Genomic DNA, 12,376 nt, shown 5'->3' with positions numbered 1-12,376 from the left:
ACCACATTAAACAATCCCTGACCGTCACATTTCTCATTTTTCGTAGCGAGTTAATTGTCAACACCATCCCTGGCTACACCTGACCATTTCCTGACCACATTCAACAATCCCTGACTTGACATCTCACATCTCACATCTCACATTTTACGTTTTACATTTCACTAAACCAATGCTTCCCACAAAATTTCGGCAGGGTGTAAAGCTTTCCTCCCCGTTCCATCATGAATCTGGTGCCTGCAGCTCGTTCCGGGTGCAGCAATAATCGTCTCTTCTGCTTGTTTACGAACCGTAGGGAAAAGTACCAATTCACCTATTTGCATCGACAGGTCATAATGCTCCTTTTCATATCCGAATGACCCTGCCATGCCACAGCATCCCGATGGTATCAGCTGAACCGTGTAATTCTCCGGAAGTGAGAGCATTTTTTTGGTAGGGATCATACTGGATATCGCCTTCTGCTGGCAATGTCCGTGGAGTTTGATCAGTTTTTTCTGTTTGGTGAAAACCTCTTTCGATATATGTTTTAAATCGGCCTCGCGCGCAATGAATTCATCAAATTGCAACGCATTAAGGGCGAGTTTTTTAGCGTCTTCGATCAATTCTTCACTGACCAGGTCAGGATACTCGTCACGGAAAGTGAGTATAGCCGACGGTTCTATTCCAACTAATGGTGTTCCGTGCGAGACGATGTCTTTCAAAAGTCTGACGTTATTTTCCGCCAGTTTCTTGGCATCCCTGAGCAAACCCTTTGAAAGCTGGGGCCTGCCGGAAGGGCCGTGATCAGGAATGATTACTTTGTACCCCAGCCGCTCCAGAACGAGAATTGCTTTTTTGCCTATTTCCACATCGTTGTAGTTGGTAAACTCGTCGCAAAAAAGATAAACTATCTTTTGGGAAGAAGGTGCATGGAGGCCGGCGGAAATATTCTCTTGTCCATTCGCCTTGGAGCCTCGTTTTTCCCACCAGTCTTTTAAAGTTGTGTTGTGCAGCAGGGGCATGGTTCGTTCGGGATGGAAGCCGACAACTGTATTTGCGAATTTTCGTAAAGGAGCGTTTTTAAAAACGAGATTATAAGCCCAGGGAACATAACTGGCTAGGGCGTTCAGTCTGGCAAAGTTACCTACCAGCCAGGAACGTACCGGTATCCCGTGCGCATCGTGATAATGCTGCAAAAATTCCATTTTCAACTTGGCGACATCCACATTGGAAGGACATTCGCCTTTACATCCCTTACACGCCAGGCACAGGTCATAGACCTCCTTTATTTCTTTATTGTCGAAACGGTTTTCTTTTGGGGAATGGGTGAGCATTTCACGAAGGATATTTGCCCGTGCTCTTGTGGTGTCCTTTTCGTTACGTGTCGCCATGAAACTGGGGCACATGGTGCCTCCGCTCATTTCAGTTTTTCTACAATCCCCCGAACCATTACATTGTTCTGCATGCTGCAGAATGGTCTGGTCTTGGAACCGGAAATGGGTTTTGAATTCGGGAGTTGTCTGATCGGCCTCATAACGCAGAAATGTATCCATGGGTGGGGTATCTACAATTTTCCCAGGATTCAGGATATTGTCCGGATCCCATGTGTGCTTGATCACTTTGAACAATTCATAGTTGTGCTGCCCAACCATCTGCGGGATGAATTCACCCCTTAGCCGGCCATCTCCGTGTTCACCAGATAACGAACCCTGGAATTTTTTCACCAGCGTAGCAATTTCTTCGGCTATCGTACGGAATTGCGCATGGCCTTCCTTCGTCTTTAAGTTAATAATGGGCCGCAAATGCAATTCACCAGAGCCGGCATGTGCGTAATGCACAGCAGACATGTTATGTTTTTTTAATATCTCATTGAACTGCCGGATATATTCGGGCTGGTCGGCTACGTCCACAGCTGTATCCTCGATAACCGCAACTGCTTTTTCATCACCCGGTAAATTGCTCAACAAACCCAGGCCAGCTTTTCGCAGTGTCCATATTTTTTTAGTATCGTCTCCAAATAACAACGGATAGTGGTAACCCATTCCTGCCTGGATAAAATCCTGTTCCAGGCTGGCAGCGAGTGATTCTACTTCTTCTTTTGTTTCCCTCGACAAGTCCACAACGAGTATCGCCGGATATTCACCATCCTCGGTATTTTTTACAAAAAATGCATTCGCGCTTTGCTCTTTATTGGCAGCCGCACATTCCAGTACATAACCATCAATTAATTCTACTGCCTGAGGTTTATATTTGAGTGCCAGAATAGTTGCCTTCAGTGCTTCGTCGATGGAGGTAAAGTGCGCACACAAAAGTCCCTGTGTTTTTGGAGGAAGCGGTATGATGTTGAGTTTGATCTCGGTAAGAAAGCACAATGTGCCTTCCGAACCTGCGATCAGCTTACACATGTTAAATGCGTCGCTTTTGTCCCCTTCCGGAGTTAGTGCAGTAAAAGGTTCGGTGTCGAGCAGCATGTCTAGTGCGTAACCCGTGTTTCGCCGCTCCACACTGCGTTTGGGGAATTCTTTTCTTATTTCGCGCTGGTTTGCCGGATCAGATAATATTTCAAATGTTTTCGAATAAATCCGGTTTTCAAGTGTTGTGGCCTGATCCGAAAATCTATCAGGTACAACATTGGCGAAAGTGGCTTCACTGCCATCCGATAAGATGGCTTTCACCTCCAGGAGGTGTTCGCGGGTGCTTCCGTACACTACCGAGTTGGATCCGCAGGAATTGTTTCCCACCATACCTCCGATCATCGCCCTGTTGGCCGTCGATGTTTCCGGCCCAAAATACAATCCAAATGGTTTGAGAGCCATATTTAACTCATCTCGAACCACTCCCGGTTCCACACGAACGTATCGTTCCTGCGTATTGATCTCAATAATCTTGGTGAAGTTTTTTGATGTGTCGACCACAATCCCACTTCCCACTACCTGGCCTGCCAGCGAGGTGCCGGCGGTACGCGGTATCAGGGAGGTTTTGTGTTTTTTGGCAAAATTTATCAGCTGCTTAATATCGTTATGCGTTTTGGGAATGGCTACTGCCAGAGGCATTTCCCGGTAAGCAGAGGCGTCGGTCGCGTAAAGGGTACGGATGGTATTGTCGAAAAAGAGGTCACCTTCAATTTGTTCAGCAAGCGAACTTAAATCGGTTTTGGAAACAGAAGACGTGCGAGTCATATAAGGGCAAAAGGTCTTAAAATATCAGCCTCAAAGTTACAAACAAGGAATTAGCATTTTAAACTTAATTGATCAGAATGTTTAATGGCTCGGTTGGGTAGGGTTTTGAAGCATTCCGATTGCCAGCATTATGGCGAGCGTATACGGTAAAAAATGTAAATATCGTACCATATTTTTTGTTGCGTACCAGAAAATGTCACAGGTGTCCCTTCTTTCAAAATACCCTACTTCTTGCAATAGAGAAAATAATTATAGTAATTTGCGAATCATTTTTGTAAAATTTTGAATTTTTGGCCCGTTTTTTGCTTGTGTCAGCATTTGTATGAGCTTGCAGTTGAAATGGTATTTTTAGTTCCAAAATGATAAAATAATACAATTGTGGTCATACTATCATTAACCAAAAAACCTAATTAATTTATGAGTAAATTATTCTCTCGAATGCTTCAACATGATGCGTTGAAAGCAGGTGACACTTCGGGGCAAAGACTTGGGCCGGTGCTCCGTTCACTATTCATGATGACCCTGTTTATTTTTGCAGTTGTATCAGGTATCAACGCCCAGGATGTCAATGTGTCTGGTAAAGTAGTCGACGCCAAAGGTGGTGAATTACCGGGCGTTGCGATTACTGTGAAAGGAACCACACGCGGTACGAATACGGATCTGGAAGGTAACTACTCGGTGTCGGCGCCTTCTACCGCTACACTGATTTTTAGCTTTATCGGATTTACCTCCAAAGAGATCGTTGTAGGCAACCAAACCAAAATTGACGTTACGCTCACAGATGACGTGAAAGCCTTGGAGGAGGTGGTCGTGATTGGGTACGGAACCGTTAAGAAAAAGGATTTGACAGGTTCGGTCGCATCCCTTCAGGCAAAGGATTTCAACAAGGGTGTAATCACTTCGCCGGATCAGCTTATTCAGGGAAGGACACCTGGTGTGATGGTCATCAACAATACCGGACAGCCGGGTGGAGCAGCTACGGTAAGGATCCGGGGTAACTCCTCCATCCGTGCAGGAAACAATCCTTTGTTTGTATTGGATGGTATTCCACTGTCAGGAAGTTCGGCTCGTCCGGGGGGTAGTGGAGGTTTTGGTTCGGATGGAGGTAACCCTCTTGCATACCTGAATCCTAGTGATATCGCTAGTATGGATATCCTGAAAGATGCCTCGGCAACGGCCATTTATGGTTCACGCGGAGCGAATGGTGTAGTGATCATCACTACAAAACGTGGAGCATCGGGTGCACCTACTGTCAATGTGAATGCTTCGGCAGGGTTGTCTTCGTTGTTAAGAAAACCTGAGGTTTTATCACCTGACGAATTCAGGCAAGCTGCAAAATACTATTCGCCGAATGTGGATCCTGCTTCCTATGACTTTGGTGGAAATGTGAATGCATTCGATGAAATCACCAGAACAGCGCCGGTACAGAATTACTCTGTGGCCGTAACCGGGGGAACGGATAATGGGAAGTACCGTATCTCCGCCGGGTATATGGATCAGAAGGGTATTATTCAAAATTCTGACCTGAAAAAATATACGGCCAGTTTAAACACCAATTTCAAATTCCTGGAAAGCAAAAAACTGGGTCTGGATTTTGGTGTTCTTTTCACACAGACAGATGAAAATATCGTACCGATTGACGTTGGCAGAGGTGCTGATGGTAACCTGATATCGATGGCCCTTGCCTGGAACCCAACGCGACCTCTGATTAAGGATAATGGTGATTTTACGTATATCAACCAGATCACAGGTAATCCGCTGGCCAACTTGCACGCGTACAAGGACAAGGCGACTGTGAACACCATTGTTGCAAGCATTGCGCCTTCGTTTAAGATTACGAACGACCTCGAGTACAAATTTTTGTATAGCGTAACGCGTCAGATGGGGATCAGAAAGGGGAGGTTGCTGGATGGTATTGTCAACCAAAATACGACCAACAATGGTTTTGCTTTCATAGGTAACAATCAGGAGACGAACCAGCAGCTTACACATACACTATCGTACAACAAACAAATTACCTCGGCACTGAATGTGAATGCAGTTGCAGGTTACGAATACCTGAATTATGCAAATAGCTGGAACACAGTTACTGCCAGTGGATTTCCGAATGTGGGTCTTGATTTTTACAATTACCTCAACTATTCAATCGCAAACAACAGAGGTGCTAATTCATACAGAAGCCCAACCAACGAATTACAATCTTATTTTGTAAGGGCTGGTTTGAATTATCTCGATAAGTATCTGTTTACAGCTACCGTCCGAAGAGATGGATCTACAAAATTTGGCGCGAACAACAAGTATGCTAATTTCCCTGCGCTAGCCATAGCTTGGAATGTATCCAACGAATCCTTCTTGAAGGACAATGCCACACTCAATAGTTTGAAAGCGCGCTTGGGTTGGGGTAAAACAGGTAACAGAGAATTCCCTTCGGGCGCGTCAAGAGATCGTTATGCGTTTGGAAATCAGAGCATAAGCCAGGTTAACTTCGGGAACCCGGATCTGAGGTGGGAAAGCTCTGAGACGATCAATGCAGGTATCGATTTTGGTTTGTTCCAATCAAAAATTATCGGTTCGATTGACTACTTCAATAAGAAAACAACGGATGCGTTGTTTGAAAGAACACTGGCTCAGCCTGCACCAAGCGGTAGGGTTTGGGTAAACCTGGACGGAGAAGTGGTGAATAAAGGTGTTGAAATAGCACTTACTGGTACGGTTCTGGAAAATAAAGACTGGACCTGGAACGTATCGGCCAATGCCACTTTCCTGAAAAATAGTGTTTCCGGATTGCCCGGTTTTTATGAGACGGCTCAGTTGAGAGGTCAGGGTTTTTCGGGTGTGCTAGGACAGCGTATGGTAAGTGGGCAGCCACTTAACGTCTGGTACCTGGCCACGTATGCTGGTCTTGATCCGGCAACGGGCACGAGTATGTATGTTGGAGCAGATGGCAACGCAAGTACCACCGTGGATCCTGCCCAGAATAAATCTTATGTAGGAAGTCCTAACCCGACCAAGTTAATTGGATTTTCAACGGATGTGACCTATAAGAAGTTTTCGGCTGTGGTGAACATGAATGGGGCTTTGGGGCACTATCTGTTCAATAATACATTTGCTACTGTTTTGGGTATCAATAATATGCCTAGCAGGAACATGGCAAAAGAGTTTTACAAAACCGATATCAAAGAATCCACATCTAACTCTGCCGCACCTTCAACCCGTTACCTGGAAAAAGGAGACTACATGAAGATGTCCAACATGACCTTGAGCTATCGGGTAGGAAGTATTGGTAAAGCATTCAAAAACCTGAATATTTCTCTGACAGGCCAGAACCTGTTTGTAATTACCAAGTACAAAGGTTTCGATCCTGAGGTGAATACAGATGGATCCAGTAGCGATATACCATCATTGGGTATCGAGTACGTTCCATATCCTTCGGCAAGGACGTTTCTGTTGGGAGTTAACTTTTCATTGTAATTTTAAACAAAGATTTTATGCGATTTAAAACATATTGTGCAACCATTCTGTTGGGAATCTCGGTGTTTTCCTGCACAGACCTTGAGGAGCAGCTGAACAGCGATCTGGAGGAAAGCTCAACTGGAAATATTACGCCAGCGGGTCTGCTGATCAGTGCGTATGCTTCCCTGAACAATCCCTACCAGCAGGAGAATCGCTGGTGTTTGCAACAGCTATCCAGTGATGAAGCCATAGCGCCAACACGAGGTGGCGACTGGGATGACAACGGTAAACACCGGGCCATCCACCTGCATACCTGGAATGCTGATAATGGGTATATGAACGACACCTTTGGCCAATTGTTGACAACCATCTTCCAGGCTTCCAATGTTTTGCGTTATAACCCATCTGCTCAACAGGCAGCGGAGGCTCGTTTTGTAAGAGCCTTGGCCATGTTTGATGTACTGGATTTGTGGGGTGTTGTTCCCTACCGCGAGAATCTGGATGATTTCCGTGAACTTCCCAAAACACTTTCTTCACAGGAGGCCATTGATTTCATTATTGCTGAGATGAATGCGATCATGAAGGATCTGCCTGCCTCTGGTGCCGCATATGTGGCAAATAAAAACGCTGCACGCGTGTTATTGATGAAAGTTTATCTGAACAAGGGTACCTTTTTGAACAGAGAGGCACCTAAGTTTGATGTAGCCGATATGTCGAAGGTGATCAGTCTGGCCAATGAGATCACGGGTTATACGGTATCGCCAATGGGCAAATATTTTGACAACTTTGCTCCGGATAACCATTTGAAATCTACCGAGAACATTTTCACACTTTACAACGAAGAAGGTGTACGTGGAGGAGGTGTGGATAGGGCTTATTGGACCGTATCTCACTACAATATGACTCCCGGTGGATGGAACGGATGGGCTGCACTGTCTAATCTGTACGATAAATTTGGTGCAGGCGATGAAAGAAGGGGTATTTACTATAACTACCCGGCGGATACCACCTCCAACCGTACCAAAAGTTATAAAATTCAGAATGTAGGTTTACTGGAAGGGCAACAGACCAGCTGGGTGACCAACAAGCCCCTGATGGCCAGAACGCCCTCTACGCAGCCACTGGTTTTTACCAAAGACGTTGGCATCCGTACAAGCGGTAATACGCTGGAAACTGCCGGTATACGTGTAATCAAATATCCTTTTGACTTTGCATCCAGAGGTCAGAAAAACAATGACTGGGTGGTATACCGTTATTCGGATGTATTATTGATGAAAGCGGAAGCCATACTTCGTGGAGGTACGCCGGGTGCAGCCGCTGATGCATTGACGCTCGTTAATTCCATACGTACCAACCGTGGTGTTGCCGCTTTGACAACCCTTACATTGGATGTATTGCTTGACGAACGTTCGAGGGAATTATACTGGGAAGGATGGAGAAGACAGGATCTGATTCGTTTTGGAAAATTCCTGAAAGCTGGTCAGATCAGAACTACGGACAGTGACCCGATCAGGTTGATTTACGCCATCCCAAGCCAGCAAATCGCGGTAAACGCAAATCTTAAACAAAACCCAGGTTATTAACGGATCTTGTTGAATTTTGAGATATAAAAAGGAGCAGGCTGTTGTGGCCTGCTCCTTTTTGGTTGGCAGGAAGTTCCAAGGCAATATCCACCCTCACAAATGATAGCTGAATCGGGGCATTCAGTTTTTATGTAAACGCAATACAACTTACTACTCATGCTTCGTTGGAGGTTAAAAGTCCCTCATCGATCATGATCAGAATAATTATACTATTGCTCTTCATCACATACTCAGGGTTTTCTCAGCCTTATTATACACGCCTTCGGGCGGCATTTACCGCTGAAGGAATGGGCATAGCACCGGTAGCGATGTTTTCTGCGGATGTTCCTTTAATGTATCGTGACAAATCAATTTTGAACGCACAGGTAGGTATAGGTATTTCAGGGAGACTTTTTTACTACATAAGTCCTACCTTATCCTCTTCTATAACCCACAATTTCCTCTTTAATCCATTTCATAAAAGTTTGTGCAAACCTGATCCAAATTATAAACAATGGGAATATTACGGAGAAATGGGCTTGGGGCTGTCTATATTTAATCCAATTTATGGTGCCGCACTACCAGGCAAACTGTATAAATACAGCTACCTGAGTCCGACGGGGATTCTGGGTTTGAGAATACACTTGGTTAGAGAAAAGTGGATTCACATTTTTAAATTCAGATTCACCCCATTTCTAGACCGTAAGTTTGTGCCCTGGTATGGCTTCGGGTTGGGCTTAGGCTGGCGATAGCATTTAAAGGCTCTCGGTTTTGCCACCGTCTACCGGCAGGTTGATGCCGTTGATACTTCCTGCAGCCGGACTACACAAAAAGGCCACGGCGGCTGCTACTTCCTCCGGTTCACTGAATCGCCGGATCGGGCTGGTGGCAGCCAATTGTTCTGCAACTTGCTCCTTGGTTTTTCCTTGTGCAGTACTTCTTATGGTCAATACCGCGTCGAGCCGGGCCGTCTTCGTGAACCCTGGCAGTACGTTATTGACTGTGATACCCCGTGGCCCAAGTTCTGCCGACAGGGTTTTGGACCAGCTTGCTACGGCCGCGCGTATGGTATTGGAGACGCCAAGGCCAATGATGGGCTGTTTTACCGAGGTGCTGATGATGTTCACAATCCTTCCAAATCCAGCTTTGGTCATAGCAGGTACCACCGCCTGTGCCAGGATCTGGTTGTTGATCACATGCATTTGAAAAGTGTCCAGAAACTGCCCCGCTGTTGCCTCAATGATCGGGCCGCCGGATGGGCCGCCTGTATTGTTGATCAGGATATGGACATCGGGACACAACCTGAGGTGATCATCAATCGCATTCTGTACGGCCTGTGTATCAGAAAAATCGGCCACGATATACCGGTGTAGCTGGCCCTGGCTTTTGTCCAAAGTTTCAATAGCCGTGCTTAGTGATTCTTCATTCCGGGCCATCAGTGTAACGTTGGCGCCTAGTAGTGCGAGTTCTACAGCGCTTGCCAGTCCGATACCCTGTGTGCTGCCGCACACAATTGCTGTTTTGTCTTTAAGATTCAGATCCATTCTAGTCTATGTATATTATTTTTTATTAACATTCTTCATTTCACCCTTGGCTGTCGGCCTGAATGATGCCTAACCACTTAACTTCTCCTTCCCCTTTTCGTCTCCCAACCTTTTATTCTATCTTTGCGCTTTATTTTACGCGTCTAACGTTGCACAATGTCAAAAAAAATCCAATCCGCACTTATATCTGTCTACTATAAGGATGGACTTGAACCTTTGGTTCGCCTCCTGCACGAAAATGGTGTAAAACTATATTCCACCGGCGGGACACAAACATTTATTGAAAACCTCAATATTCCCGTTACGGCGGCTGAGGAGCTGACCGGTTATCCGTCAATTTTTGGAGGCAGGGTTAAAACCTTGCATCCGGCAATTATGGGTGGAATTCTGTATCGTCGTGACGATGAAGGCGATGTAGCACAGGCGAAGCAATACAATATTCCTGCTATTGATCTGGTGGTGGTAGACCTTTATCCCTTCGAGGAGACTGTAGCATCTGGTGCAAGTGAGGAAGATGTAATTGAAAAAATTGACATTGGCGGCATATCGCTGATCAGGGCTACAGCCAAGAATTTTAAAGATACACTCATTGTTTCTTCCCGCAGCCAGTATGCCGATGTGGTAAAACTGCTGGCCGCAAAAGGGGGATCTACAGATATTGAGGATCGCCGGGATTATGCCGGAAAGGCTTTCGGGGTTTCTTCTCATTATGATGGAGCGATCAATAGTTATTTTCTCGGCAAGGAGGATGCAGCACTGTATGATTTTACAAATTTGCCTGCTCAAACACTCCGGTATGGAGAGAATCCACATCAGAATGCGACCTTCCATGGGGATCTGGATGGTATTTTTGAAAAGCTTCATGGGAAAGATTTGTCTTACAACAACCTGGTAGATGTTGACGCCTGTGTAAATCTGATCGATGAATTTGTAGGTGGCGACCCCACTTTTGCCATTATTAAACATACCAATGCCTGTGGGATTGCAACTGCCTCCACAGCCAAGGAAGCTTATGATAACGCCCTGGCCTGTGATCCGGTTTCTGCATTTGGAGGGGTTGTTATCACCAACACCAATGTGGACCTGTCCACGGCAGAAGAATTGAACAAGCTGTTCATGGAAATACTGATCGCTCCTTCGTTTAGTGAGGATGCGCTGGCTTTGCTGAAATCAAAAAAGAACAGAATTCTGTTGAAACGCAACGCGGTGGATCTTCCAAACGTGATGTTTAAGACGATTCTGAATGGCGTGTTGGTTCAGGATAAGGATCTTTCTACGGAGGTGTCGGAGCAGTTTACCACGGTAACTGAAAAAGCACCCACAGCCAGTGAACTTACCGCACTCGAGTTTGCGCTAAAGGTCTGCAAACATACCAAATCCAATACGATCGTTCTTGCCAAAGAAAACCAGTTATTGGCCAGTGGCACCGGGCAGACTTCACGCGTGGATGCTTTGCGCCAGGCAATTGATAAAGCAAAAGCGTTTGGCTTTGATCTGACTGGGGCAGTGATGGCCTCAGATGCATTTTTCCCTTTTGCGGATTGTGTAGAAATCGCACATCAGGCTGGTATTACGTCCGTTGTACAACCGGGTGGCTCTATTCGCGATAAAGATTCGGTAGAATATTGCAATGCAAACGGTATTTCTATGGTGACAACGGGGATAAGGCACTTCAAGCACTAAAATATCCAGGTACAGATAATGGGACGGCATCACGGGGACTTAACTGTGATGCCGTTATGTTTTAAGCCACTTAAAAAACCGGCTTTTTGAAATCAATTTTCTCCCGCCTAAAGAGCTCCATCAAAGTTGGTAAAATGTTGCTGCTGGTCTGTCTTGCGGCCCTGATCAGCTATTTTTGCTTATTTCCTCAATTGTTCTATTGTCAGACTATCCGCCTGTCTGCCTTTCGGTCTTCCGGAGATGGCATGTTTGTGAGTCCAGAAATTAAGGAAAGTCATCATCATCTGCTCCGTAGTATAATTCACAGTGCGGAAATGCGTGTGGATTCTTTTTATTCAGGTTTAAGATCAAAACCAAAGCTCATTATTTGTGCCACTCCCGCAGAATATGAAAGGTACTGCAGTGGAGTCGAAGGGGCTGGGTGCAGCCTGGGTACGCCCTGGGGAGAATCATTTATTGTAGTGAACATGGAAGGGATTAACGTGGATGTGATCAGCCATGAATTGAGCCATATTGAATTGCTGAAGCGGCTAGGTTGGTGGGAAACAACATTTCGTGTTCCGCAGTGGTTCAATGAGGGTATTGCGTTGATGTTGGATCGTAGGTTTGTTGATATTCAGGATCCGGTGGGGCGATATCTGGCTTACAGTGACGAGTGGCTGTCATACTCGGGTGGGCAGATGATTTTGGAACTTGATGAGATTGCCTCTTTAAAAACGTTTTTCAGAGGTAAGCCCAGGCAAGTGATGCTGGCGTATATGACTTCCGGAATGGAGGTCTCGTACTGGGTGGCTTCCATGGACAGCACCGGATTTTCTCAATTTCTACATCTTATGGAATCGGGGTTATCCTTTGCCGAGGCATATGGGAAAGTCCAGGATCTAAATCAGTCCGAATATCGTAAAATATTGCCAATGAATCCTTTACGTTTGCGTCGTAGCAATAGTAAGGGGGGGTGAAGGCGGTGTTTTAGCCTTTG

At 45.6% G+C, this 12,376-nt stretch carries 7 protein-coding genes; 5 read left to right on the top strand and 2 right to left on the bottom strand.

Annotated elements, in window-relative coordinates; genetic code table 11:
* Positions 1 to 161: 161 nt before the first annotated feature.
* The gene (locus DYADSP32_RS13290) at positions 162 to 3,155 is read right to left on the bottom strand and encodes an FAD-binding and (Fe-S)-binding domain-containing protein (protein ID WP_149242281.1); all 2,994 of its coding nucleotides are present in this window, start codon (positions 3,153 to 3,155) and stop codon (positions 162 to 164) included.
* A gap of 417 nt (positions 3,156 to 3,572) precedes the next feature.
* Between DYADSP32_RS13290 and DYADSP32_RS13285 the strand changes: the two genes are divergently transcribed.
* From DYADSP32_RS13285 to DYADSP32_RS13275, 3 genes are all read left to right on the top strand, one after another.
* The gene (locus DYADSP32_RS13285; protein ID WP_414617739.1) at positions 3,573 to 6,626 is read left to right on the top strand and encodes a SusC/RagA family TonB-linked outer membrane protein; all 3,054 of its coding nucleotides are present in this window, start codon (positions 3,573 to 3,575) and stop codon (positions 6,624 to 6,626) included.
* Between the two features lie 17 nt (positions 6,627 to 6,643).
* Entirely contained in the window at positions 6,644 to 8,191 is a 1,548-nt protein-coding gene (locus DYADSP32_RS13280) for a RagB/SusD family nutrient uptake outer membrane protein (RefSeq protein WP_149242282.1), read from the top strand.
* A gap of 191 nt (positions 8,192 to 8,382) precedes the next feature.
* Positions 8,383 to 8,922 (top strand): hypothetical protein, encoded by a 540-nt coding sequence (locus DYADSP32_RS13275; protein ID WP_149242283.1) that lies wholly within the window; start codon positions 8,383 to 8,385, stop codon positions 8,920 to 8,922.
* Between the two features lie 3 nt (positions 8,923 to 8,925).
* Here the strand turns inward: DYADSP32_RS13275 and DYADSP32_RS13270 are convergent, their stop codons facing one another.
* Positions 8,926 to 9,714 carry an SDR family oxidoreductase gene (locus tag DYADSP32_RS13270; RefSeq protein WP_149242284.1) on the bottom strand — a complete coding sequence of 263 codons (789 nt, stop codon included), beginning with the start codon at positions 9,712 to 9,714 and terminating at the stop codon, positions 8,926 to 8,928.
* Between the two features lie 156 nt (positions 9,715 to 9,870).
* Here DYADSP32_RS13270 and purH point away from each other — a divergent pair, with 156 nt between their 5' ends.
* Both purH and DYADSP32_RS13260 read left to right on the top strand, forming a co-directional pair.
* Positions 9,871 to 11,397 (top strand): bifunctional phosphoribosylaminoimidazolecarboxamide formyltransferase/IMP cyclohydrolase, encoded by a 1,527-nt coding sequence (gene purH / locus DYADSP32_RS13265; RefSeq protein ID WP_149242285.1) that lies wholly within the window; start codon positions 9,871 to 9,873, stop codon positions 11,395 to 11,397.
* An 86-nt stretch (positions 11,398 to 11,483) separates the two neighbouring features.
* Positions 11,484 to 12,356 carry a hypothetical protein gene (locus DYADSP32_RS13260; RefSeq protein ID WP_414617738.1) on the top strand — a complete coding sequence of 291 codons (873 nt, stop codon included), beginning with the start codon at positions 11,484 to 11,486 and terminating at the stop codon, positions 12,354 to 12,356.
* Positions 12,357 to 12,376 lie beyond the last annotated feature (20 nt).

The organism is Dyadobacter sp. 32, from assembly GCF_902506755.1.
Lineage (GTDB): Bacteria > Bacteroidota > Bacteroidia > Cytophagales > Spirosomataceae > Dyadobacter.
Note: the sequence above shows the minus strand (reverse complement) of the source record. Positions and strands in the feature narration are given on the sequence as shown.